The sequence below is a fragment of the Brevibacterium sp. CSND-B09 genome (genome assembly GCF_052906525.1).
Genome location: NZ_JBREGI010000001.1, coordinates 2,171,044 through 2,196,167 on the forward strand (window position 1 = coordinate 2,171,044; position 25,124 = coordinate 2,196,167).

General features: G+C 64.1%; 20 protein-coding genes. 11 read left to right on the forward strand and 9 right to left on the reverse strand.

Annotation, left to right across the window (positions count from 1 at the left end; genetic code table 11):
* Window positions 1–72: 72 nt before the first annotated feature.
* Window positions 73–1,971, reverse strand: coding sequence for a helix-turn-helix domain-containing protein (locus ACU4IU_RS09755; protein ID WP_446656591.1), 1,899 nt, complete (start codon window positions 1,969–1,971; stop codon window positions 73–75).
* Between the two features lie 78 nt (window positions 1,972–2,049).
* Window positions 2,050–3,330 (reverse strand): pyridoxal phosphate-dependent aminotransferase, encoded by a 1,281-nt coding sequence (locus ACU4IU_RS09760; protein ID WP_446656592.1) that lies wholly within the window; start codon window positions 3,328–3,330, stop codon window positions 2,050–2,052.
* Window positions 3,331–3,491: 161 nt separating this feature from the next.
* Between ACU4IU_RS09760 and ACU4IU_RS09765 the strand changes: the two genes are divergently transcribed.
* The 3 genes from ACU4IU_RS09765 to ACU4IU_RS09775 all read left to right on the forward strand — a co-directional run bounded on the left by ACU4IU_RS09765 (window position 3,492) and on the right by ACU4IU_RS09775 (window position 5,807).
* Window positions 3,492–4,127, forward strand: a complete 636-nt coding sequence (locus ACU4IU_RS09765; protein WP_139909394.1) for a TetR/AcrR family transcriptional regulator — start codon at window positions 3,492–3,494, stop codon at window positions 4,125–4,127.
* Window positions 4,128–4,236: 109 nt separating this feature from the next.
* The gene (locus tag ACU4IU_RS09770; protein ID WP_446656593.1) at window positions 4,237–5,076 is read left to right on the forward strand and encodes an ABC transporter ATP-binding protein; all 840 of its coding nucleotides are present in this window, start codon (window positions 4,237–4,239) and stop codon (window positions 5,074–5,076) included.
* Window positions 5,073–5,807 carry an ABC transporter permease gene (locus tag ACU4IU_RS09775; RefSeq protein WP_446656594.1) on the forward strand — a complete coding sequence of 245 codons (735 nt, stop codon included), beginning with the start codon at window positions 5,073–5,075 and terminating at the stop codon, window positions 5,805–5,807. Before ACU4IU_RS09770 ends, ACU4IU_RS09775 begins: the two co-directional genes overlap by 4 nt.
* A 37-nt stretch (window positions 5,808–5,844) precedes the next feature.
* Here ACU4IU_RS09775 and ACU4IU_RS09780 read toward each other — a convergent pair whose 3' ends face one another.
* The 3 genes from ACU4IU_RS09780 to phoA all read right to left on the reverse strand — a co-directional run bounded on the left by ACU4IU_RS09780 (window position 5,845) and on the right by phoA (window position 9,972).
* Complete coding sequence (locus ACU4IU_RS09780) at window positions 5,845–7,317, reverse strand: amino acid permease (RefSeq protein ID WP_446656595.1); 1,473 nt, start codon at window positions 7,315–7,317, stop codon at window positions 5,845–5,847.
* A gap of 181 nt (window positions 7,318–7,498) precedes the next feature.
* Complete coding sequence (locus ACU4IU_RS09785) at window positions 7,499–8,074, reverse strand: GNAT family N-acetyltransferase (RefSeq protein WP_446656596.1); 576 nt, start codon at window positions 8,072–8,074, stop codon at window positions 7,499–7,501.
* 104 nt (window positions 8,075–8,178) lie between these two features.
* Entirely contained in the window at window positions 8,179–9,972 is a 1,794-nt protein-coding gene (phoA, locus tag ACU4IU_RS09790; protein WP_446656597.1) for an alkaline phosphatase, read from the reverse strand.
* 294 nt (window positions 9,973–10,266) lie between these two features.
* On the opposite strand from phoA, the gene ACU4IU_RS09795 reads away from it, so the two are divergent.
* From ACU4IU_RS09795 to ACU4IU_RS09810, 4 genes are all read left to right on the forward strand, one after another.
* Entirely contained in the window at window positions 10,267–11,232 is a 966-nt protein-coding gene (locus tag ACU4IU_RS09795; protein WP_446656598.1) for an ABC transporter ATP-binding protein, read from the forward strand.
* Between the two features lies 1 nt (window position 11,233).
* Window positions 11,234–12,100 (forward strand): ABC transporter permease, encoded by an 867-nt coding sequence (locus ACU4IU_RS09800; RefSeq protein ID WP_446656599.1) that lies wholly within the window; start codon window positions 11,234–11,236, stop codon window positions 12,098–12,100.
* A gap of 100 nt (window positions 12,101–12,200) precedes the next feature.
* On the forward strand, window positions 12,201–13,511 hold the full coding sequence (locus ACU4IU_RS09805) for a sensor histidine kinase (protein ID WP_446656600.1): 1,311 nt from the start codon (window positions 12,201–12,203) through the stop codon (window positions 13,509–13,511).
* Window positions 13,489–14,094 carry a response regulator transcription factor gene (locus ACU4IU_RS09810; protein ID WP_218973609.1) on the forward strand — a complete coding sequence of 202 codons (606 nt, stop codon included), beginning with the start codon at window positions 13,489–13,491 and terminating at the stop codon, window positions 14,092–14,094. Before ACU4IU_RS09805 ends, ACU4IU_RS09810 begins: the two co-directional genes overlap by 23 nt.
* A gap of 36 nt (window positions 14,095–14,130) precedes the next feature.
* Here the strand turns inward: ACU4IU_RS09810 and ACU4IU_RS09815 are convergent, their stop codons facing one another.
* Window positions 14,131–15,273: an ABC transporter permease gene (locus tag ACU4IU_RS09815; protein WP_446656601.1), complete on the reverse strand. Its 1,143-nt coding sequence runs from the start codon at window positions 15,271–15,273 to the stop codon at window positions 14,131–14,133.
* Window positions 15,270–16,157 carry an ABC transporter ATP-binding protein gene (locus ACU4IU_RS09820; protein ID WP_446656602.1) on the reverse strand — a complete coding sequence of 296 codons (888 nt, stop codon included), beginning with the start codon at window positions 16,155–16,157 and terminating at the stop codon, window positions 15,270–15,272. The genes ACU4IU_RS09815 and ACU4IU_RS09820 overlap by 4 nt, the downstream gene beginning before the upstream one ends.
* Window positions 16,158–16,335: 178 nt before the next feature.
* Here ACU4IU_RS09820 and ACU4IU_RS09825 point away from each other — a divergent pair, with 178 nt between their 5' ends.
* Window positions 16,336–16,842 (forward strand): DinB family protein, encoded by a 507-nt coding sequence (locus ACU4IU_RS09825; protein WP_259357951.1) that lies wholly within the window; start codon window positions 16,336–16,338, stop codon window positions 16,840–16,842.
* Window positions 16,843–17,603: 761 nt separating this feature from the next.
* Here the strand turns inward: ACU4IU_RS09825 and ACU4IU_RS09830 are convergent.
* Window positions 17,604–17,978, reverse strand: coding sequence for a hypothetical protein (locus ACU4IU_RS09830; protein ID WP_259357950.1), 375 nt, complete (start codon window positions 17,976–17,978; stop codon window positions 17,604–17,606).
* Window positions 17,979–18,015: 37 nt separating this feature from the next.
* Here ACU4IU_RS09830 and ACU4IU_RS09835 point away from each other — a divergent pair, with 37 nt between their 5' ends.
* From ACU4IU_RS09835 to ACU4IU_RS09845, 3 genes are read left to right on the forward strand one after another with little or no spacing between them, the layout of a single operon-like run.
* Complete coding sequence (locus ACU4IU_RS09835) at window positions 18,016–19,509, forward strand: SpaA isopeptide-forming pilin-related protein (protein WP_446657589.1); 1,494 nt, start codon at window positions 18,016–18,018, stop codon at window positions 19,507–19,509.
* Window positions 19,510–19,519: 10 nt separating this feature from the next.
* Window positions 19,520–20,902, forward strand: a complete 1,383-nt coding sequence (locus tag ACU4IU_RS09840) for a SpaH/EbpB family LPXTG-anchored major pilin (protein WP_446656603.1) — start codon at window positions 19,520–19,522, stop codon at window positions 20,900–20,902.
* Window positions 20,899–21,918: a class C sortase gene (locus tag ACU4IU_RS09845; protein WP_446656604.1), complete on the forward strand. Its 1,020-nt coding sequence runs from the start codon at window positions 20,899–20,901 to the stop codon at window positions 21,916–21,918. The genes ACU4IU_RS09840 and ACU4IU_RS09845 overlap by 4 nt, the downstream gene beginning before the upstream one ends.
* On the opposite strand, the gene ACU4IU_RS09850 is transcribed toward ACU4IU_RS09845, so the two are convergent.
* Window positions 21,890–24,568 carry a helix-turn-helix transcriptional regulator gene (locus tag ACU4IU_RS09850; protein WP_446656605.1) on the reverse strand — a complete coding sequence of 893 codons (2,679 nt, stop codon included), beginning with the start codon at window positions 24,566–24,568 and terminating at the stop codon, window positions 21,890–21,892. The genes ACU4IU_RS09845 and ACU4IU_RS09850 overlap by 29 nt on opposite strands.
* Between the last annotated feature and the right edge of the window lie 556 nt (window positions 24,569–25,124).

Genomic DNA, 25,124 nt, shown 5'->3' on the forward strand with positions numbered 1-25,124 from the left:
GCACGCGGGAATCTGCCATGTCTTTTTCGGATGTGAATATCGCTCAGCTATGGCTGTTCCAGACATGGAAGCTTAGGAAGATGACTTCAGCTTGTCCAGGCGGAGCGCGACCTGGAGGCGGAACGCCCGCTCCGGTGTCCTCCACTCCTGACCGAGCACGAGATCGGCTCTCTCAAGCCGTTGCTTGACGGTGTTGACATGCACTGACATCTGAATCGCGGTTCTGCGGATGTTCATCCCGGACTCGAAGTATTCCCGCAGCGTCGAGATCAGCTCGGCTGAATGGGTTCGGTCCCATCGGCGCAGCGGCTCGAGCATCCGTTGCATGAATCTCTCCGTCTGCTCCGGCGCGGTGCCGAACATTGCGGTGTAAGGCGCGAAATCTTCCGTGGGAAAGATTCCTTCGCTGATGCCGAGGGAATTGAGGACGCGGATGCAAGACCACATTTCGTCCTCGGCAGTGCGCAGCTGATTCCTGTCGTAATCGGTGTCGGAGATGATCACCAGCGAACTGTCGAGGGAGCCCGACTCTTCGAACAGGGTGTCCAGGGTGGGCCTGTCGCGGATCACGGCGCTGGGGAGGAGCACCGTGATCCCGGGGGATCGCTGCGTCATGAGAATGCGCGGCTCGACGCGGACTAGGCGAGCGGCGATGCGGTCATCGTTTTCGATGTCGCCCTGAATCGTCATGAGTCTCCAGGGTCCGGAGAGGCTGAAGCTGCCGGTTCGGGAACGGGCCTCGAGCTCACTGAGATCACGAGTGCCGGCAATGATGTCGACTGCGAGTTCTCCACGGACTCGGTTCTCGGCATCAGCCCGGGCTTGTTCGTTCATTCGGATGAGCGCTAGCGTCTGCGCCGCCTGGGCGACGATGTTCGCGTCGCCGTCCGCCGGTTCGTCGTTGAAACGCACGAACAGTGCGCTGTGCTGTCGGCGGTGAGACGCCACCGAGGCGACGTACATGTGCTGTGCACCAGCGACCTGTGCGCTTCGGCCAGTCGCCCGGCTGTGACTCAGTGCCGTTCGGACGTCAGCATCGTCCACCGTGATGCCGTCGAAGAACGCCTCATCGGCGGGGAATCTCGGAGAGCCCAGACGCCCGCTGTCGACGACGATCACGTCGGCCTCGAGTAATTCGGAGATAGCGTCGAGAACTGCGGGGACTCCTTGTCCCTGCAGGACGAGCTGCGTCAGCTGCTCCTCGACCTCGACGAGCCGTTGGAGGGTGCTGGCCTGCGCGGCTGCCGTCTCCTCGGCTTCCGCGGAGGCTTGGGCCGCCTCTGCGAGGTCTCCCATCAGCTGCGCCGTCTTCAGCACCACGGAAGCGTGGTCCGCGAGAGCCGACAGCAGGGTGATCTCGTCGGTAGTGAAGTCATGTGGGTAGCGGTTGGCCGCGAAGAGGGCGCCGAGGACTTCGCCGTCGACGACCATCGGCACTCCGAGGAGTGATTCCATGCGCTCGGCCTTCACCGCGGAGTCGACGCGTCTTTCGTGCGGCAGCCGGGTCAGATCGTAGTTCGACGTCCACTGTGCGGCGCGATCGCGCACGACCTGTCCTGCCAGTCCGACGCCGGGAGGCACACGCAGTTCTTTGAGATTCGCCGAGATCGCTCCGCGACTTGCCTGAACACGCAGGTCGTCGGTCTCCGGATAGTACTGGGAGAGGTAGGCGATATCGCATCCGATGAGTGTTCGGGCACGGTCGACGAGCTTCTGCAGCAGCTTCTCGGTGTCTCGCACACGGATGAGCTCTGAAGCGCTCTCCAAAAGAGCCGAACGCTCGCGATCTTTCTGCTTCCACCGGGTCATGGTCGCCGACAGATCGGAGAAGGATTCGATGAGGTCGTGGTGGTCCCCGAGACCACGGGATAGGGCCGCCCGGTCGAGATCTATCCCGCGGGAGAGAGCTCTGACGATCTCGGCCACGGCGGTGGCGGACACGGTCCCCGACTCATCATCGATCTCTGTCATGAGACCAGTGTCGCAGGGGCTCGGTGCCTCCGCCGCACCCGGCATCGGATGGGTGCTTCGCCTGAGCGGTCGTGGCCGTCAGCCGGCCGCGGGTGCTCCCGCGTGCTCGGGCTCGCGCACGACGGGCAGCTCGCACGTCGTCGGAGCGACCTGCCGGTAGCCGGAGAGGAAGGTGTCGAGGCGTTCGATCGCCTCGGTGAGCACCTCGACGGACGGCAGGGTGACGAGTCGGAAATGGTCGGGCTTGGGCCAGTTGAAGGCCGTGCCGTGGGAGACGAGGATCTTCTGTTCGCGCAGCAGGTCGAGGGCGAACTGCTCGTCGTCGGTGATGCCGAACTTCTCGACATCGAGCTTTGCGAACATGTACAGCGCACCGTCAGCCCGGTGGGCCGAGACACCGTCGATCGAGTTGAGCCCCTCGTGGGCGACCTGCATCTGCGCGCCGAGGCGGCCGGTCGGTAGAACGAGGTCGTCGATCGACTGCTTCCCGCCCAGGGCCGCTTGGATTGCGTGCTGGGCCGGAACGTTCGAGCACATGCGCATATTCGCGAGCAGCTTGATGCCCTCGAGGTAGCTGTGCGCCTCTTCCAGCGGTCCGGTGATCGCCAGCCAGCCGGAACGGTAGCCGGCGACCCGGTAGGCCTTCGACAGTCCGGAGAAGGTCAGGCACAGAACGTCGTCGCCGGTGAGAGTGGCCATGTTGACGAGTTCGACGCCGTTGTAGGTGATCTTCTCGTAGATCTCGTCGGAGAAGACGATGAGGCCGTGGCGGCGGGCGATGTCGGCGATCTTCTGCAGCGTCTCCTTCGAGTACACCGCACCGGTCGGGTTGTTCGGGTTGATGACGACGATTCCGCGGGTGCGTTCGGTGATCCGGGATTCGAGGTCGTCCAGGTCCGGCTGCCAGGCGTCTTCTTCCGCGCAGCGGTAGTGGACGGGGGTGCCGCCGGACAGCGCCACCGAGGCGGTCCACAACGGATAGTCGGGTCCGGGCACGAGGATCTCGTCACCGGGGTTGCACAGGGCTTGCAGACTGAGGGTGATGAGCTCGCTGACTCCGTTGCCGAGGAAGACCTCGTCGGTGCCGAGATTGTGGATGCCGCGGGTCTCGTAGTACTGGACGACGGCGCGGCGGGCGGAGAGGATTCCCCGCGAGTCGGAGTAGCCCTGCGTCACGGGCAGGTTCGCGGCGATGTCCTGGACGATCGCCTCGGGGGCTTCGAATCCGAAGGGGGCAGGGTTGCCGATGTTGAGCTTGAGGATCGTGTGCCCGGCGGCTTCCATCGCCTGGGCCTCTTCGAGGACGGGTCCCCGGATGTCATAGAGGACATTGGCCAACTTCGACGACTGCCTGAACATGTGAACCGAAAAACCTTTCATACGACTGCTGCTACATCCACGCTAGGACCCCCGCCGAGGTGGTTCTGACCAAACAGAGGCCCGTTTCCCAGACCTTTGCTCGGTTCGGAGGACCGTTGTGCAGACCTTTTGCAACTGGGCCTCACGATACTCTGGGGAGCATGGCGGATGTGAAGCCGGGGCCCCGTCGAAGGGGGCGCCCCCGTAAGGAAAACGGCAGTGAGGCGCGGACAGCGATCACCGATGCCGCCTCGGCCGAGTTCGCTGAGAAGGGCTACGACAAGGCGTCGATCCGTGGAATCGCCCGTCGCGCCCAGGTCGACTCCGCACTCGTCCACCACTATTTCGAGTCCAAGGCCGGCCTTTTCGCGGAAGTCGTCAAGCTTCCCGTGCGGCCGGACCGCATCATCCGCTCGGCCTTGGACGTCTCGGTCGACCGCCTCGGCGAGTCTCTCGTGCACACGGTGCTCAGCGCCTGGGAGCAGACAAGCGTGAAGTCGATCGGGGTGACCGTTCTGCGTTCTGCGGTGAGCGATTCGGCAGCCGGCCGACTGATCAGACAATTTCTCCTGCGCGAGCTCAAAGGAGCAGTGGCGGGAAGGATCGCGGACGGAGGCGTCGACCGCGCCGAAGCAGATTTGCGGGCCACGCTCGTCCTCACGCAGATGGCGGGTGCGCTCATGTTTCGCCATGTCCTCGAACTCGAACCGCTGGCATCGATGCCGGTCGACGACCTCACCGCGCGCCTGGCGCCGGCGGTGCAGGGGCATCTCGATGGAGTCGGCGACTCGATGTGAGCCCGAACGGCGGTCGTGCACGTACCGCTCATCGGCGGCAGGGCGGCGGTCATGAAATCTCTCCGTGAGAACCCTTGACCGGAGCACTCTCGGATGTCATATTCAGCACATGATGAATAAGTCGGTGGAAGCACGAGGGCTGACAATTCGGCGGGGACGTTCCACCGTCATCGACTCACTGGATCTGGATGTGCCCAGGGGTGCGATCGTCGGTCTGCTGGGTCCCAGCGGCAGCGGGAAGACGACGCTGATGCGGGCGATCGTCGGCGTGCAGATCGTCGCGGGCGGACGTGTGCAGGTGCTCGGCCGACCTGCCGGTTCGGCAGATCTGCGGCATCGCGTCGGCTATATGACCCAGTCGGCGAGCATCTACGATGACCTCAGTGTGCGGGCGAATCTGCGCTACTTCGCACGGGTGCAGGGAGCTCCGAAAACCGATGTCGACCGGGTGCTCGAACGCACGGACCTCATCGGGCAGGCCGATCAGCTGGCCCGGACGCTCTCCGGCGGTCAGGCCAACCGGGTGTCCCTCGCCGCGGCAATGCTCGGTTCTCCGGACCTGCTGGTCCTCGATGAGCCGACGGTGGGACTCGATCCAGTGCTGCGCAATGATCTGTGGGATCTCTTCCGCGGGCTCGCCGAGGAGGGGACCACGCTGATTGTGTCGAGCCACGTCATGGATGAGGCCACACGCTGTGACCGGCTGCTGCTGATGCGGGAGGGCGCGATCATCGCGGACACGACACCGCACGATCTGCTCGCCGGCACAGGGGCCGCCTCGGCGGAGGAGGCGTTCCTCGACATCATCGAGAAGGACACGGCCGGTGAAGGACCTGCCGGGCACGGACGCCGGCCGGGGACCCATCTGCTCTCCCGGAACGCGAACGGCAACGGTAGACCAAGCCACGATCGGCGGGGCCGCGGGACGAAGAAGGGAGGTCGGCGATGAACCCGATGCGCACCCTGGCCACGACGGGGCGTGTGCTCACCCAGATCCGCAACGACCCGCGCACGATCGCCCTGCTGCTCATAGTGCCCAGCCTGCTCATCGGCCTGGTGGCGTGGATCTTCGACGAGACCGAGGTATTCGCCGACATCGGTCCGGCGATGCTCGCGCTCTTCCCGTTCATCGTCATGTTCCTCGTCACGAGCATCGCGACCCTGCGCGAACGTCGGGGCGGAACGCTGGAGCGGCTGCTGTCGATGCCGCTGGGCCGCGGCGATTTCATCCTCGGATACACCCTGGCATTCGGGCTGCTCGCCGTGGTGCAGACGGCCGTGGCCGTCTGCTATGCGACTTTGGTGTGCGGTCTGGAGATCGAGGGTTCGGTCGGGCTGCTCTTCGTCGTCGCGATCGCCGACGCCCTGCTCGGCACGGCGCTGGGCCTGCTGGCCAGCGCCTTTGCCCGCACGGAGTTCCAGGTCGTGCAGTTCATGCCTGTGTTCGTATTCCCGCAGATCCTGCTCGGAGGAATCTTCCTTCCGCGCGATCAGCTGCCGGATGTGCTCGAGGTGATCGGCGACTGGCTGCCGCTCTCTCACGCGATCGATGCGCTGGATGCCGTATCGACCGGCAACGAGGATGACGCCTATATCTGGCTGCGGGTGCTCTTCATCGCCTGCTGGATCGTCGGAGCCATCACCATCGGGTCGCTCACCCTGCGCCGCCGGACGCCGTGAGAAGTGACGACGTTGCGGAGAGTTGCGAGCAGTGCCGTCAGTTCCGTCCGGACCCCATGGGTTCAGTACGGTCGATGAGCTCGTAGGGTCGGCGGCCCTGACCCCGGACGAAGGCGAAATAGCACAGCCACAGCGCGACGACCCACAGCAGACCGACCCACAGGGCCGGTCGCGAGTCGGGGACGATGCCGACCATGACGACGACGAAGACGATGAACGCGACGGTGATCCACGATCCCACCGGCCACAGCGGCATGGGGAATTCGCTGGGAAGGCGAGCCTCCTCGGCGATCACCTTCTTCATCCGGATATGGGAAGCGAGGATGATCAGCCACACGAGCACCGTGGCGAAGGTGGCCAGAGCTCCGAGGAGGAACAGGGCCTGGTCGGGGTAGAGGTAGTTGAGGACGACGCCTGCCAGCAGCGCGACGATCATCGTCACCACGGTCATCACGGGCACGCCATTGCGCGAGGTGCGGGCGAAGGACCGCGGAGCCTGCCCCTGTTCGGCGAGGCCGTGGAGCATCCTGCCGGCGCCGAAGATGTCGGCGTTGATGGCCGACAGGGCCGCCGTGATGAGGACGACCTGGAGGATGGCGGCCGCTGCACTGAAGCCGACGGAGTCGAAGATCGCGACGAAGGGGCTGATCTCGGAGGTGATCTGGTTCCACGGCAGGATGCACATGATCACGCCGAGGGTGAGGACGTAGAAGAGGAGGATGCGCACCGGCACCGAGTTGATGGCGGCCGGCAGCACCTGCTTCGGATTCTGTGCCTCTCCGGCGGTGACGCCGATGATCTCGATGCCGCCGAAGGCGAACATCACGATGGTGAACGATGAGAGCAGACCCCAGAACCCGTTGGGGAAGAAGCCGCCGTGGTCGAACAGGGCCTGCGGGCCCATCTGGTCGTGGTCAGCGATGCCGAAGCCGAAGATGATGATGGCTACTCCGGCGGCGATGAGGGCGATGATCGCAACGATCTTGATGAGTGCGAACCAGAATTCGAGTTCACCGAAGACCTTGACGCCGATCATGTTGATCGCGGCGATGAAGAAGACGACGGCGAGCACCCAGATCCACCGGGGGACGCCCGGGAACCAGAAGCCCATGTACACGCCGACCGCAGTGGCGTCGAAGACGGCGACGAGAACCATCTCGAAGGCGAAGGTCCAGCCGACGAGGAAGCCTGCAAAGGGGTGGATGTAGCGGGAGGCATACTGGCCGAAGGAGCCGGAGACGGGGTGGCGGACGACGAGTTCGCCGAGGGCGCGCATGACCATGAAGACGGCGGCACCGCCGATGATGTAGGCGAGCAGCACTGCCGGTCCTGCGGCTTGGATCGACTCCGAAGATCCCATGAAGAGGCCGGTGCCGATGGCGGAACCGAGGGCCATGAAGCGGATATGTCGGGCGGTCAGGCCCCTGTGCAGGCCGGCGTTCTCTTCATATCCGTCAGCGTTTGCGTCGCTGGGGAGCGCCTCGTTGCGGTCCTTGTCGGCTGGAGCCATCGGTGTCTGCTGTCCTCTTCTCTCGACTGACCGTGGCCGCCTCGGCCCCGATGCGATCGACGGACCCGGCTCCACGGCCACCTCAGATTCTCACACCGGGGTGGCGGGCGAATACGGAAGCTGGCACAAAGAGTCCGAGATCTCAGAAATTCGGGTCGGACCGGCGTCTGGAACGGAGCAGTCAGGCTGTCTGCCGATCGCTGGAGAGCATCCCGAAGATGAGGGTGTCGGTCCATTCGCCCTTCGACCACCAGTCCTTGCGCAGGTGCGCTTCCTCCCGCATCCCGATCCTGCGAGCCAGATTCGCCGAGGCGGTGTTCCGGGAATCCATCTGCGCGAACACCCGGTGGAGGCCGTAGTGGTCGAAGGCGACATTGAGGACCGCGATGGCCGCCTCGGTGGCGAACCCGTGGCCACTGGCGGCCGGATCGAGGATCCAGCCGATCTCGGCCTTCTGCTCACTGTCGTTGTCGAGCCAGATAGCGATGTCGCCGATGACGTGCGAACCTTCAAGAGAATCGAGACCGTAGGCCGTCTCGATGACCAGGGCCAGGGCACGGGATTCGGTCTCGAGCCCCGTGCGCTGCATGCGTTCTGAGACCTTGGTCCGGGCCACCTCGGCGGTCCAGGGATCTTCGAGGAGGAACCGGGAGACGTCCTCGCGGGAGAATATCCGCAGCTGCTCCTCGACGTCGGATTCGACATAGGTGCGCAACCGCAGTCGGTCGGTGGTCAGCGGAAGTTCGATGGGTTCCATGGGCCTACTCTGCCAGGTCGACCTGTGGAGACGACGAACGATGCCGGACGCTTCGCTGGGAAGAATCCGGCACCGTTCGCGGTCGGGCTGTGGTCGGGCTGGTGTCAGGCGGGGAGGATTCCGCGGCGCTTGGCCATGCGGATCAGAGCCGATCCGCCGATGATCGCGGCCACGCCGAAGAAGATCGCGGCACCGATCTCGACGCCGGTGCGCGGCAGGGTTCCGCCGCCACCGCCGGCCAGACCCGGACCTTCATCTCCTCCGCCGGTCGAGGCATTGCCTTCGCCGCCTTCGGAGCCGCCGTTCGCAGCGGCACCGCCTCCGGCAGAATCAGACGACCCGTTGGCGTCCTCGGATGCGTTCGAGTCCTCGGTACCAGCCGCGCCGTCATTGCCACCGGCATCGGACGATCCCGCAGCATCGTCGGAACCGTTCGCATCGTCGGAACCGGACGAGTCGTCATTGCCGTTCGCGTCGTCGCCCGGGTCGCCGGGCACTTCGGCGTCGGGGTCGAGTCCCAGACCGTCGGCGATCGTATAGTGCATGTCGGTCTGGTCGGTCAGCCCGACGACATTGGCGGCGCCCGGACCGTAGGCGGCGATGCGCAGCTGCGTTCCGGTGTGGCCCTGCGACTCCTCTTCGTCAGCGGTCGCGTAATTCATCGTCATCTCCGAGCCGTCGGCGGTGGTCAGGGTCCGGGTGAGACCCGGGGTGTCCGAACCGGCACTGACGATCTGGCTGGTGTGAGCATGATCGGCGGTGGTGATGACGAGAGTTTCGCCGTCTTCCTTCGCAAAGTCGAGGGCGGCCTTGACCGCCTCGTCGAGGTCGACGGTCTCACCGATCTGACCACACGGGTTGGCTGCGTGATCCTGCTTGTCGATGCTCGCTCCCTCGACCTGGAGGAAAAAGCCCTTGTCATTGTCGAGCAGGTCGACAGCCTTCTTCGTCAGCTGGTCGAGCTTCGGTACGTCCGAGGTGCGCTCCGGGTTGTTCTTGCACTTCACGGCCGGTTCGGTGCCGCCTCCGTGCGTGGCCTTCGGTCCCTCCCAGCGAACGGGGAAATTGCCCTCTGTGAAGAGACCGAGCACCGGTGCATCTTGGTTCGCCTCGGTGATGGAATCGAGTGAATCGGAGTCGTCGACGAGCTGGTAGCCGCGTTCCTCCGCCTGCTCACGCAGCGTCTTGTCCTTCCAATCGCCGGCGGTGGCTTTCTGCTCGAAGGACGCCGAACCGCCGCCGAGGGTGACATCGGCACGAGCATTGAGGATCTGCTCGCTGATCGAGCCGAGACCGCCGTTTTCCAGTGTCTCGTCCGCGCAGTCCTTGGCCGTCTCCTCGGGGCCGTAGCAGCCGCGCTGGCTGATGTGGGCGAGCTGCGCGGCCGGAGTCGCGTCCTGGATCTCCGCGGTCGAGACGTCGCCGGTCTTCATGCCCCTGGCGCGGGCCATCTCGATGAGAGTCTTGTGCGGTTTGCCTGTCCGGTCGACGCCGAGAGCGCCGTTGTAGGTCTTCGTGCCTGATGACCACCCGGTGGCGCTGGCCGCGGAGTCAGTGACATAGTCCGGCTTGCCGGAGTCTCTGTCCACCGCGTAGGTCGTGTACTGCCCGGTCAGCGGCAGTTCGTCGAGGCCGTCGAAGCGACCATGGGCGCCCCTCGCATAGTTGCGGGCGGCGGTGATCTCCGAATCGCCCATGCCGTCGCCGATGAGGAGGATGACGTTCTTCGCGCCGGAGTCCTCGACCGCGTCGCGGATGGCGTCGGTGTTGTCGCCGTCGAGTTGGCGGGCTCCGCCGGGTTCGTCGATTCCTGCCGCCGAGGCGGGACTTGCGAATCCGAAGAGTGCGAGGCTGAGCGCGCCGGTTGCCGCGGCGAGTCGCAGGGTTGTCCTGGCCATGTGCAGTCCTTTCGTTGAGGTGCACAGGCGCTCACCGAAGAGGAGGCGTCGTAACGATTCGAGCGGTGCCGGAGGCAGGGCTCGGCCGGGTGCGTGAGCGTCGTGTGCGAGCAGACGGCCTCCAACCTACTCAGCATTCACACAAGGCGAGTGGAGGGAACGTGAAGCCTGAGTTAACTCGCAGTTCGGTCTCTGCGTCTCCGCATCAGTTCTGCGAACCGATGACAAATGGCACCCCCGCCTCGGTGACAAATGGCATCTGCTCACTCGGCCGCTGATTTCTAGTCTGTGGACATGACTTCACAGACAGCGACTCACACAGCCCCTCCCACCCGAACGGCACCCGACGCCCCGTCGGCAGTCAACCTCACCAGCCTGACCAAGAGCTTCGGCGAATTGACAGCCGTCGACGGCCTCAACCTCGACATTCGCCCCGGCGAAGTCGTCGCCTTCCTCGGACCCAATGGGGCTGGTAAGACAACGACCATCGACATGCTCCTCGGACTCAGCCGACCAGATGGCGGCTCAGTCGAGATCTTCGGGATGCCGCCTCGGCGAGCGGTCGCGCTCGGGCTCGTCAGTTCGGTGATGCAGACCGGTGGACTGCTCGATGACCTCACCGTCCGCGAAACCGTCGACTACACCTCGGCGATCTTCGCCTCCTCCCTCGACACGGACCTCGTCCTCGAACGCGCCGGGATCACCGACATCGCCGATTCGGTGGTGAAGAAATGCTCCGGCGGGCAGAAGCAGCGCCTGCGCTTCGCCATGGCCCTGCTGCCGGACCCCGCCCTCATCGTTCTCGACGAACCGACCACCGGAATGGACGTCACCGGCCGTCGCGACTTCTGGCACCAGATGCGCGCAGACGCCCTGACCGGCAAGACAATCCTCTTCGCCACTCATTACCTCGAAGAGGCCGATGAATTCGCCGACCGCGTCGTTCTCGTCGCCGACGGCCGGGTCGTCGCCGACGGACCCGCCCACGAGATCCGCGGCATGACAGCAGCGAAGACCGTGAGCGCAACCCTGCCGATGACCGACGACAACACCGAATCGGGCGTCAATGACCTGCTCGATCGCCTCGGCGGACTGGCCGGTGTCGAATCCATCGATGTCGCTGCCAAACGTCTGAAGATGCGCACCACAGACTCGGATGCAGCCGCGAAGATGCTCTTCGAGAACGCGTGCACCGACCTCGAGATCACCTCCCATTCCCTTGAAGACGCCTTCATCAGCCTTACCTCGAAAGGAGCCTGAAATGTCCGTTCGCCCCGACACCGCTGCCCACCCCGAATCCGCAGCCCACACTGACTCGCTCACTGACACCGAAACCCGCACCGCCGCCTCGGCGACGTTCCTCACCTCGCTGGAGAACCGACGGGTGCCCCGCCTCGGCGGATTCTCAGTCACCCTGCTGCGCCTCGAACTGCTGCGGAAGCTGCGCAACCGGCGCACATTGATCTTCACGATGATCATGCCCGCGGTCTTCTACCTCATCTTCGGCCTGACGAACAAGGGCGAGATGCTCGGTAGCACGGACGCCGCGCTCTACATCTCGGTCTCCTTGGCCACGTATGGGGCGATGATCGCTACCACCACGGGTGGTGCGCAGGTCGCCATCGAACGCGCGCTCGGGTGGAGCCGGCAGCTCGCACTGACGCCGTTGCATCCGGCGGCCTACATCCTCATCAAAGTGATCGTGTCCATGGCTCTCGGCGCGGTGTCCGTCATCGTCGTCTTCGTCCTTGCCGCCGTCACCGGTGTCCACGCACCACTGGGCACACTCATCGCCTCCGGTCTCCTCGTCATCCTCGCCTCCGGTGTCTTCGCCGCTTTCGGTGTCATGCTCGGATACCTGCTGCCGGCCGAGAACGCGATCCAGGTGGCCAGCATGGTCCTCGGCATCCTCTCGCTCATCGGCGGACTCTTCGTTCCACTCGAGATCTGGCCCGACACCCTGCAGACGATCGCCCGCTTCACCCCGGCGTACGGAGTCGGCGAAATCGCCCGCGCACCGCTTGGCGGGGGTTACGATCATTGGGCGATCGTCAGCGTGATCGTGTGGCTGGGGATCTTCGTGGCAGGTTCGGCCTGGGCCCTGCGCCGAGACACCGCACGAGTGTGAGGCCAATGGTCGCGAACGGGCCACGACACCGCATACGTGAACGACGCGAACACGACGACCAGCATGACGGCCAGGGCACAGTGACGGAGGAAGGACCACAGTGACCACGCACGACAGCATCGGTGAGGCGAGGGCAGAGTCCTCGCCCGTCGGGCTGCGTTCGCTCAACTTCATGAGTTGGTTCTTTCCGTTCTTCTGGCTCGTCTTCCTCGTCTACCCCCTGAGCGCATCGTTCCAGCTCGGCGGAGCACAGCGGATCTGGGGCGTGAGCCTCACCGCCGCATTCGCCGTCATCTTCTACGGCGGAATGATCGCCGGCGGGGTCGGTCTCGGCACCTTCGCCCGCACGATGCGCGATCCCCACGCCCGCCGTACCCGCCGGGCGCTCATCATCGTCAATGCTTCGATCATCGCAATGATCGTCATCACTGCGGTGGCCGTTCCCATCGTCGGTGAGCAGGCGCTGGCATTCCTCGCCTATATCTCCGTCCTCTCCGTCGTCTCGATTCGGCGGGTGATACCTGGCCTCATCATTGCGGCATCGACGCTCATCGTCGCCGAGGCGGCCCAACGTCTCGTCCCCGGGTGGACTCACGATTGGTCGTCCACCTTCGGGATCTCGATCTCCGGGTTCGCCATGGTCATGGCGCTCATGGCCGGCGACCGAGCCCGCGCGGCACGGGCGGCAGAAGAGGAGAACCGGCGACTCGAGCGGGAGGCCGAACGCTTGCGCGTGTCCCAAGTCGTTCATGATGTGCTCGGACATTCGCTCACCGTCATCGCGCTCAAGGCGCAGCTGGCGGCGAAGCTCGAAGCGGCCGGCTCGCCTGATGCGGCTCGGCATATCGCCGAGATCGAAGAACTCGCCCGTGGTGCGCTGGCCGATGTCCGGACCACAGTGCAGGGGACACGGACGATCTCCCTGGCCGAGGAGCTCGTCGAGGCGACTCGTGCGCTGCGCGCCGCCGACATCACGGTCGAGGCTCCTACCTCGGTCGATGTCGTCGACCCACGGCTGCGAGAACTCTTCGCCTGGAGTCTGCGTGAAGGCAGTACGAACATCCTCCGGCATGCCCGAGCCCGACGGGCCACCATCGTTCTCGAGAGGAATCGATTGACCATCAGCAACGACAACGGTCGCCGCGATGACCCCGCGCACCCGGTCACGGAGCTCAACCTCGGCGAGGTGGGTGCCGGATCGGGACTGCAGGGACTGCGGAGTCGGGCACGCGCACTCGGTGGGAGTCTGCGAACGCAGCAGACCGACGAAAATTTCGAACTCATCGTCGAAGGAGCGGATGCGGACCTCGCGCGTCCCCGCGAGGACGCAGGTGGCGGCGAACTCGACGCAGGCGATGCCGATCTCAACGTTGAGAGAGGTGAGATCGGTGACGACGTTGCTCATCGCTGACGATCAGACCATGGTCCGTGAGGCGCTCGCCGCCCTGCTCGGCATGGAATCCGACTTCGAGGTCGTCGCCCAGTGCGCTCGCGGTTCCGAGGTCGTGCCGGCGATCACCGCGACTCGACCGGATGTGGCGCTGCTCGATGTGGACATGCCCGAACCCGATGGGCTCACCGTCGCGGCCACTCTCAAGGACAAGTTTCCCGAGGTCAAGGTCATCATCGTCACGACCTATGGGCGGCCCGGTTGGGTCAAACGTGCCCTGGACGCCGGGGTCAGCGGGTTCATGGTCAAGGACGCTCCGGTCGATCACCTCGCCGAGGGGATACGCCGGGTCATGGCCGGGATGTCGGTCATCGATCCCGAACTCGTCGTCGAATCGACGATGCACGGGGCGTCACCGCTGACCGCGCGGGAGACCGATGTTCTGCGCGCGGCCGCCGACGGGGCGAGCGTCGACGAGGTGGCCGCTCAGTTGTATCTGTCTGCCGGCACCGTGCGGAATCGACTGTCCTCGGCGATCGGGAAGACGAACGCCCGCAACCGTGCCGATGCCGCGCGGATCGCCGCAGAGAACGGCTGGCTGTAGGTCACAGGAGGCTGTAGTGCTCAGCCAGTCAGGCTGTCACCGCCGCAGCGCCTGTCCCCAGGTCAGCTTCGGTCCCGACTTCAGGATCGAGCGTTCGAAGATCCTCGTGGCCAGCAGCAGCGCGAGCAGCGTGGTGACGATGAGGATGAACAGGGACACCAGCGGCTCCCACCATTCGATGGTGCCGAGGAAGACTCGCATCGGCACTGCCACCGCCGCGGAGAACGGAATGTAGGACAGCACCGCCATGACCGTTTCGTTCGACGAGAAGATGATGACGCCCATGTAGGGGAGGAATATGAGCATCATGATCGGCGTGCTCGTCGACGGCAGGTCCTCGGTGCGAGAGACCATCGATGCCGCGGCCGCGTAGAGGGCGGCGACCATGACGAAGCCGACGATGAAGAGCGGGACGAACCAGGCGATCGGTTCGGCGACCTTGCCCAGCACCAGGTCGTTTCCGCTGATGGCAGCGCCCGCGAGGACCGCAATCGCGGTGAGTCCGATCTGTGCGAAAGCGAGGATCGTGCACGCGATGACCTTGCCGAACATGAGCACCCGCGCCGACGTGGACGCGAGCAGGATCTCCACGATCCGCGACTGCTTCTCCTCCACCACTGACGAAGCGATCGTGTTCCCGAACGTCATCGCCGCCATGAAGAACACCAGGCCGAGGCCGAGCCCGATGAAGTAGGTGAGCGCCGGGTCGGGGGCGTCGAGATCGAGGAGTTCGACCTCGGGGGTGAGGCTGAGTGCCCCGATGAGTGATTCCGGTGCCGAGCGCAGGGACAGCACTGCGACCCCGGTCGGCGAATCCTGGGATTCGACGACGGCGGATTCGACCTCCTCGGAGGCGATCAGGGCTTTTGCCTCGTCGACGTCAGCGACTTCGACGGTCTCGATATCGTCGATCCCCTCGACGGCTTTCGCTCCCGCCGAGGTGACCGCCACCTTGTCCGTGGAGGAGAACAAAGAGGGCAGCGCCCCGGAGACCCCGACGAGGACGCCGAAGAGGACGATGCTCAGGATCGTCGAAACCATGAACGCCTTCGACTTGATTCGCACCATGATCTCGCGTTCGATGACGAGCCCGATCGCGGTGGTGAATCCGGCTCGGTTCGTGCTGACTGGAGCCTTGCGGGTGCTGTCGGCTGCGGTGGTCGTATCGGTGGTGCTCATGCCTGCGTGACCTCCTGGAAGAGACGGTTGAGGGCGACTTCATGCGGAGCGAAGGACGACACCGATGAGACGGTGAGCGCTTTGCGCAGAACCGCCTCGGCAGTATCGGCGTTCGGGGCTGTGAACCGGGCCCAATTTCCGTCGAGTTCGACGACGGAGATATCGGGCAGACCACGCACCCAGCCGAGGTCCGCATCCGTCTGCAGCGTCCACTCGGGCAGGCTGCGCTGACGGCGCAGTTCCGCGGTGGTGCCAGCTGCGACGAGGCGGCCGTCATTGATGATGACGAGGTCGTCGACGAGACGTTCGACGAGGTCGAGCTGGTGACTGGAGAAGAGGACCGGAGCGCCGGAGGAGGCAAAGTCGGTGAGGACGCCCAGGGTGCGTTCGACGGCTACGGGGTCGAGGCCGGAGAACGGTTCGTCGAGGACGAGTGCCTGCGGGTCGTGAATGAGAGCCGCGGCGATCTGGACCTTCTGCTGGTTACCGAGGCTGACTGATTCAAGGGTGTCGGTGGGCTCGCCCTTGAGCTCGAGCTGTTCGAGGAGGTCGAGCCCGCGCTTCTTCGCCGCATGGCGGGTGAGACCGTGGAAACGGGCGAGGTAGACCAGCTGATCGATAATCGGCATCTTGGGGTAGAGGCCGCGTTCCTCAGGCATGTAGCCGATCGCGCTGCGGTGGCCGGCGGTGATAGGGGTGCCGTCGACGAGGATGCGCCCGGAATCGGCGGCAAGGACGCCGAGGATGATCCGCATGGTCGTGGTCTTGCCGGAGCCGTTCGAACCGACGAAGCCTGTCATCCGGCCGTCGCCGATGTCGAAGCTGAGGTCGTGCAGCACCTGCTTGTCTCCGAAGCTGCGGTTGATGTTCTCCAAGGTGATCATGCTTCAACGCTATGCGGAGACCGGCCTGAGCGGATCAGTCTTGAGGGTGAATTCGGTACCCTGCGTGAGGGGGATCGCGGCTCTTCGCAATCGAGGGTGCAATCGGGGTCGGTCGGCGCTTGCGAAGACTCCGAATATCCCCTGTTGCGTGGTTCGGTACGCGAGTATCATTCAGCCCATGACGAGACCGAGTGAGATCCTCGGCAGCGTAGTCGCCGCCAGCGAGCGCGAGCAGCTTGAGACGTTCCTGGATTATCTGCGCGACGCCGTCGTGCGCAAAGTCAGCGGCCTGTCGGAGGAGGATGCTCGGCGCAGCCCAGTGCCGAGCGGCACCAGCCTCGGCGGCTTGATCAAACACCTGCGTTGGGTGGAGTTGGGAGCGTTCGCTGAGCAGATCGGGCAGATCCCCGCCGCGGAACTGCCCACACCGCCGTGGACCGACGCAGACCCTGAGGCCGACCTGCGGTTGGAGCCGGACGAGAAGCTGCACGATGTCATCGGTGCCTACCTGGAGGAGTGCGACCGCTCCCGAGAGATCGCCGCCCAGCACAGCCTCGACTACGTACCGCCGGGCGGAAAGTTGACGTTGCGGTGGGTGTACCTGCACGTGATCCTGGAGACCAGCCGGCACGCGGGACACGCGGACATCGTGCGCGAGATGATCGACCGCAGCGTCGGCGACTGACTGCTCGCCGCGCGCCATCGGTCCGTGTTCCGGCGGCCGGGCAGATGCTTCAGTAATTGAAAGTCGAGCTACTGAGTAGTCGAAACCGAAACTACTCAGGTGGCCTCGGACTACCTGTCTATTGCTGAAGAGCGGGGTCTGAGCAATGTAGTTGAGTCTGCAATTCCATAGCTTGGAGGAGTTCGACCAGCTCCTCTTTCCCCATCCCCGAACTTGATCGCACCTAGTCGTGCGCGGTCAGGGATTCGAAGCGAGCTGAAACATCTTGCTCGACTTCGAAATGAGGAATGTATGACCCGGTTAGGTCTGCGCGTGCGCGCCTGGTGGGCTGCACTCACAGCTGTGCTCATGGTTGCTGCCGGCGGCGCCATTGTGCTGCCGGCCGCTCCGGCTCAGGCGGCACCCGTTTCGATCACCTGCGAGCCAGGAGCTGTCTATTCGGTCTCGGCGAAGGGCGCGCTTCGGGAAGTTAAGAATGGCAGCTCTTCTGAAATAGTGGCGGCCAGCAACTTCTCGAGCTTCAACGGTCTTGGCATTGGGAAGGATGGGGCGACGATCTATGGGTATGAACGAACGAACAATGCTGGTACCGCAACCATCTATTCGCTCGACAGGTTGACTGGAACGTGGAAGACGACCAATGCGAATACCGGTTCCGCAGTAACTGAATTCCAGTTCGTGGGTGGTGCTGTCGACCTCAGCACGGGCGTCTTCTTCTTCGGCGGATTTACCAGCGACGGCAAGAAGTTTGGAATCTATGCTTATGATCCATCGACCAAGGCGATCAGTCGCAAAGGTGTAATCAACACCAATCGAAATATCGTCAGTGGATCGGTCGCCAACGGAGATATGGCTTTCGACAGCGAGGGCAATCTTTTCGTAGTTCGCGGCATGAGCAACCAGACGAGCATCTTCTCGGTGGCCAAAAACAACCTCGATACTGCGAGCGGATCCAATACGGTGACAGCCTCCTTTTCGGGGCCATACTCGACGACGCCCGATGTCAACGGTGTCGCATTTGATGCTGCGGGATACGGATACCTCGGTGCAGGAGCGAACTTTTCACGCTGGAACACTCCTGCTTGGACAAATCCCGACAGCAACTGGTTCTCGGGTGCGTCGAGCTTCGGCAGCACGGACCTCGCGACCTGCTCCTCACCCGCGACAGTCACTTTGCAGAAATATGTCGAAGGAGGACGATCAAAGCCGGGCGATCAGTTTTCTCTCTCGCTCAAAGAAGACGGCTCCGAATTGGGGCCGGCGACAACCACAGGCAACGCCATAAACGTCCAGGACGACAAAATCGGGCCGATCCCGTCGAAGCGTGGATTAAACCTCACGTTTGCGGAGACAGCGGGCAATTCGACGACGAATCTCAATGACTACGCCAGCACCTACTCGTGCGCCGTCGATGGCAAGGCACTTTCGGGTTCCTCCGGTACCGGAACCTCGGGCACGGTGACCATTCCCAGCACCGGTGACGCCGTGGTCTGCACGATCACCAATGCTCCGCTGACTGCCAACGTCTCCATCCACAAGGACGTCGTCGACGAGAACGGTGAGAACAAGAAACCGGGCAAGGACTGGACGGTCGGTGCGAAAGCGACAGCCACCACCGACTCGGTGACATCGAGTCCCACTACTGCCGCGCAGAAGACCGACGCGAACGGCAATGCGAAATGGGGGCTGAAGTTCTCAAAGACCACAGGTCGGGCCACCGTTGCGATCTCGGAGACCCAGCAGGATGGGTTTGAGTTCAAGAGCGGCAGCTGCGACATCACTCGAATCGACGGGTCCAAGACCACGACGAAGCTCACGAGCGAGAAGAGCACCGACCTCACCGGCATCAAGCCTGGCGACAACGTCGACTGTACCTACCTCAACAAGGTCAGCGACACCGCACTGACCCTAGTGAAGAAGGTCGACAACAAGGCCGCCGCCGGCACTGCCAAGGACACCGACTGGACGCTCAAAGCCGCGGGCGATGCAGCCTCGGGCAACAAGACGATCGAAGGCAAGACAGGATCGATCGAAGTGACCAAGGCAAAGGTGAAGGCGGGCAAGTACGCTCTCTCCGAAACCGGCGCTCTGAAGGGCTACGAAGCCTCCGACTGGCTGTGCAAGCCGTCCTCCGGCTCCGGAACAGTCACCTCCGATAAGAGCTCGGTGACCTTGAAGTCCGGCGACGATGTCACCTGCACCGTCACGAACACCGCGAAGACCGGTGCCGTGACCTGGGGCAAGACCGACGAATCCGGCACCGCTCTCAAGGGTTCGGTGTGGACCCTGACCGGACCGGACGGGTCCGAGCTCACGATCGAGGACTGCGCAGCCTCCTCGGCGAGTGAATGCACCGGAGCCGACAAGGACCCGGCAACGGGCAAGCTCTCGGTCACCGGCCTCAAATGGGGCGACTACACGCTGACGGAGAAGAAAGCCCCGGCTGGATACATCCTCGACGCCACGCCTCACACGTTCACGGTCTCCGGATCCGAACTCGACAAATCGCTCGGGTCGTACACCAACGAGCAGAAGCCCCAGGTGGCGCTGCCGCTCACGGGTGGAACCGGAAGCCAGATCTACCTCATCGGCGGAGCAGCTCTGCTCGCAGCCGCCGGTGCCATCGCACTTCTCAAGGGCCTGCGCCGCAGGAACCGGAAGCACTGAAAGGGAAACAATGAAAACTAAGAAACTGGGTCTTCTGCGGCGTCTGACCGCGGTGGCCGCGATCGCCTCGCTGAGCGTGCTCGGCATGACGGGCACGGCGCAGGCCGACAGCAACGTGGGCAACATCGACACCGGTCGCTCCGGTTCGATCATCGTTCACAAGTACGACGGCGCCTACGGCACCGACGGTGGCGACGGCTCGGTGAAGACCGACACCTCGAACCTCGGCACCCCACTCGACGGCGCCGAGTTCACTGTCAAGCAGGTCACGGCCAAGGGCGGCCAGGCCATCGACCTGAAGACCCCTGAAGGCTGGGACCTCATCAGCGGGCTCAAGGCCTCCGAGATCAAGGCCGGCGGATTCTCGCTGGGCAACGGCATTGCGAAGACCACCGCAAACGGCGGACTCGCGACCTTCGAAGGTCTGCCGCTCGGTCTCTACCTCGTGGAAGAGACCAAGGCTCCGACGAACGCGACCTCGACCACGGACCCATTCCTCGTCACGCTGCCGCTGTCGCAGTCGAGCGGCAAATGGCTCTATGACGTCAACGTCTACCCGAAGAACTCGGTGAACAAGACGCAGCCGACGAAGGAAGTCTCCAACCCGACTGCGCCCGTCATCGGTTCGACCGTCGACTGGACGATCACCGCGCCGGTCCCGGCCGCGAACAACGGCTACAAAAAGTTCTCGATCGTCGACCAGCTCGACTCGCGCCTGGAATTCGTATCTGCCAAAGTGGCCGGTTTCACCGAAGGCACCGACTACAACATCGTCAGGGACGGTCAGACCGTGACGATCAACTTCACCAAGGTCGGACTCGGCAAGCTCACTGCCGGTCAGAAGGTCGTTTCCACCATCACCACGAAGGTCACCTCTCAGGGTGATGGCACCATCGAGAACACTGCGCTCGTCAACACCAACGATTCGACCGTCGAGACCCCGGCCGTGAGCACGAATTGGGGCTCGCTGCAGATCATCAAGCACGTCGCCGGCGACAAGGCACACACCCTCGCCGGAGCCGAGTTCGACATCTTCTCCGACAAGAACGGACAGAACAAGGTCGCCTCGGTCAAGACCGCGGCTGACGGCACTGCAACGATCACACTGTGGGTCGGCAACAACGATGACACCACGCAGAAGTACTGGGTCAAGGAGACGAAGGCTCCGACCGGCTACATCCTCGATGACTCCCTCAACGAGGTGACCGTGAAGGCCGGCGCCACCACCGCAGCCGTCAAGTACGAGTTCGCCAACACCCAGCAGGGCCACCCCGAACTGCCGCTGACCGGTGCTGACGGCAAGCTGCTCGCGATGATCGCCGGAATCGGCCTCATGCTCATCGCCGGCGGTGCAGGCGTCGTCGCAGCCAACCGCCGCAAGAACCAGGTGTGATCCACTCACCTGAGGACAGGCATTCCACCGAGGCTGCCGTGCCGGGCACGTCCACGCGGCGTCCGTCCCCCGACGGGCGCCGCTGGCGCGTGCCGATTCTCTCCCTCGTCATCGCGCTCATCGCTCTGACCGGACTGAGCATCTGGACCTACCCGAGTGCGGCAGCGTGGTTCTCCCAGCTCGACCAGTCGAAGATCATCGGAAAATCGGCGACGACGACCGAGGGCGACAAAGTCGAAAACGCCCGTGAGATCGCGCTCGCCCACAAGTACAACCAGGCTCTCGAGTCCGGTGCGCAGTTGGAGTCGAACCACCGGCTGCCTTCGGGGAAAGGGACCTCGGCCGAGGGTGCCCCAACGTACGAGGATGTGCTCGACGACGGTGGACCCGGAGTGATGACCCGTCTGCGGATCCCCTCCATCGATGTGGACCTGCCCGTCTACCACGGCACCGACGACGCGACCCTGCTCAAAGGGCTCGGCCACCTCGAGGGCACGAGTCTGCCTGTCGGCGGGGACGGCACCCATTCGGTCATCACCGGCCACCGAGGTCTGGCCGACGCGACCATGTTCACCAACCTCGACAAGGTGGGCAAGGGCGACCGATTCACCCTGACGACGTTCGGACAGGTGCTCAGCTACCAGGTGGTTCGCACCCAAGTAGTCGACCCGGACGAGACCGAATCTCTGGGCACGATCTCCGACCGCGACCTCGTTACGCTCGTTACCTGCACGCCCTTGGGCATCAACTCCCAACGGATCCTCGTCACCGCTGAACGCGTGTACCCGACCCCGGCCGCAGATCAGGAATCCGGGCTCGCCGAATCCGACCTGCCCGGCTTCCCTTGGTGGATCGTCATCATGGGTACGGGTCTCGTGGCAGCCGGAATCTACGTCTGGTGGTCAGGCCGTCCGGTCCGCCCGAAGGGCGAGAGGCCGAAGACCGATACCCCCGCCGAGGCGGACGCTCAGTCCCGTTCGACGAGGGTTAAGCCTTCGCGCTTCCCACGGCATTGATCCGGCCGGTGTCGCGGAGCTTGAGCAAGTGTTTCGGAATGTCGCGGCGCCGTTCGGCACCGAGCTTCGCTCGAGCCTGCAGCACATGTGACTCGACAGTGCGCACTGACAGGACCAGGCGTTGACTGATCTGCACATTCGTCAGTCCCTCGGCGACGAGTCGGCACACCTCGAGCTCCCGTTCGGTCAGGGTGACGGCTGGAGCCGCAGCATCGGAGATCGCGGTGTCCTCACGTGGCTGCGGATCTTCCGGAGGCGTGGCAGCCCGCTGTCGCAGCGCGTCGAGTGCTTCGCCGGCCACGCGTGCGCGGGAACTGAGACGTTGAGCGAGGAACAGAGCCCTGGACTCGGCGAAGGCGTGGCGGGCGGCACCCCGGTAGCCGACGGACCGCAGTTCCAGACCGGCGGCCAGGAGCGCCTCGGCGTCCTCAGTGGCCGAGGCATCGAGATGCCGCCGCGCGGCACGCGGCCCGGGCAGATTCAGGTCGGTGGATTCATCCGGAAGACTCTGGACCGCCTCGGCGGCGGTGATGGTGCCGTCGAGCACGCGCGCATGAGCGAACACGGTATGCATCCACGCAGGCATCGGGCCGGGATTCGACGCCCCGGGTCCCAGCAGGAAGGCGGCCAATCCATCGTGGAAGCGATAGCCCTGCGTCGGAACCGAGCCATCGCCCGACGTCGGGCGATAGTACGGCGCATTGCTGCGTTGCCACCGTCCGAGGGTGTCGCGCAATCCCCATCCCACCGCCAGCAGTGCCGGGGTGACAGTGGCTGCGACGGCCGCATAGTCCCGTGCGGCCAGATCGGTCTCTCCATCAAGCAGGCGCTGGATGCCGATGCACCAGGATGCCGTCGCATTCAGCTGCCAGCCGCTGTGGGTGGAGGCCCCGCTCGCGGCTTCCAGCAGCTTACGGGTGATGAGTTCAGATCGCTGTGGTTCGATTCCGGCCAACAGGCAATTCACCGTCGCTCCGACCATGAAGTACCAGGCCATGGTGTAGGTGAAACCCGTGGGTGACCTGGGGCTGGAGCCGGTGAGTCCGACGTAGTATTCGTAGCCTTCCTTAGCGGCTGCGATGAGTGCCTCTGCGTTGTCCGTCTTGAGGTGATACTGGCACAGAGCCGCATATGCGGCGAAGCGCAGAGCATCCGGCGCTGACTGAGAATCGGCGACCGCGCGAGCGTCATCGAGGCGGGTCATGCCACTCCCGGCGAACGAGGTGACGAGGTTCGCGATACCCGGAATGACCGGATCGACTTCGTCTCGCAGGTGATCGGTCCACCACTGAGGAAGCTCGGGTTCACCTGCGAGTGCCGCGGCCGCAGTGAAGAGCAGCTCGAGCAGAACCGGTTCGCGCTCGCAGCCCAGAGGTCCGTGCTCGACACCGGACCTGATGAGGGCGATCGCGCCAATTCGATCGCCGCTGAGGAGTCGGGCTGTGATCGTCTGCAGCTCCCATTCGAGCAACATCGGCGCATCGTTCCGGGCCACATCTTCAACCAGGTGGAGCATGATCGATGCCTCCATCGGGTCACCCAGCCGATTGAGTGTGCGCGCCGCCTTGAGTAAGAGCACTGCATCGGAGCGGTCGATCTCGCGGCCCTCACCGATGACATCACGAGCCAGACCGATCTCCGCAGCTTCACCGACCGGATAGCCGGCTTGCCACAGGATCGCGAGCCGACGATTGAATTTCTCCTCGTCCGCGGAATCGGCTTCTCCGATGAGCTGGTTGGCCATGGCACCGATGTGCAGAGGTGGGACCGCCACCGACGGCTGACCGCTGACCTCGAACTCTCGGGCCAGACGCAGGTCGATAAGGCGGGAGACAGCCGAATCCCCGAAGAGCTGTTTGGCTGTTCGGGTGGGCATGGGGCTGAGATCGCCGAGGCGGCGAGCAGCGATGAGTGTGGAATCAGGCATCCGCGGATACAGCGGAGCAAGTCGCGACAGCACCCTGGTGCCGAAGAACGGCGTATCGAAGCTGGCGTGCGGGTAATGGCGGGGAACTCGGTCGGGGTCCTCTTCTGCCCAGGCGACGAGGTCGGCCGCGACCAAGGGTCTGCCTCCGCACAGTGCCGCCAAAGTGCGCAGCTGCAGGTCATCGAGTGGAGTGGTCGCAGACAGACCCGCTACGAGTGCCATGGATTCGCTGCCGGTGAGCGGCGCCAGATCGATGCGATCGACTTCACCGGCGCTCCAGCTCATGGCGATCTGCTTGAGCACGCTGTTGCCGCCCTGATGGACCGTGCGCAGAAGATCACCATCGACGAGGTAGGCCACCGGTACTCGAGAGACGTGGAGAGCCTGGTCGATCACGTGCGCGGTGTCGTCCGTGAGCAGGTGGGCCCCGCTCATGATTCTCGGTCCCCCGGCGATCCTGCCGGCGTCGACGAACTCCGCGACCTCCTCGGTGGTGGTGTGGGCACTGATCCGCAGCAGGGACTGATCGGGACGACCAAGAGCAACAGCCAGCGACCGTCCGAAATCCAGGGCGCCGTCGCCGGTCAGACAGACCACGATGACGGAGCGGCCGGAGCGGAGCAGGTCGAGGATCTGGTTCGATTCTCGGCTGCGCGTCGGTGCCAAATGCACAAGACGGTCGTAGGCGGGGTCGACGGGGACGAAATCGTCCGAGCTGTGCATCGGATGCTACCTTTCCGGTCGTCGCAGTGACACAGCCAAGGGGGACGAGCTGTGATGCGTCGGTTCGACCGTGAACGCAGTGGTGGGGTCAGGTGGGGGAGCGGTGGGCGACCGAATGGCCGTCCGATGACCCACATATTACTCGCGTTGTTGCCGCAGTCTCGACTGGTGGGACGCCGGGATCTCGGTACTATCGCCCGACTTCTGCGACCATGTGCCTGTTGGCTCAGATGACCGCAGGGGTGCGGTCACGGAAGCCACAATGACTGAGATTACAGAAATAGTTATGCAAATGACATATTCGTGTGAAGGCCCCGTGGTGGTGCCCCCTTTTACACTGAGTGAGGTGCATCAGCCGATACGTGGCAGATCATCGCTCCCTCCCCTCCGACTCCCTTTCTCACAGAATCGAATCCCCTGTTATGAAACGCACCCGTTCTGCGGGCGCGCCGCTCATCGTCGCGTCCTTACTGGCCCTATTTCTCGTTCTCGGAATGAGCACGACCGCTTATGCCACCAATACAGGCACGAAACTCGGTGTCGTCTCTGACGGTTG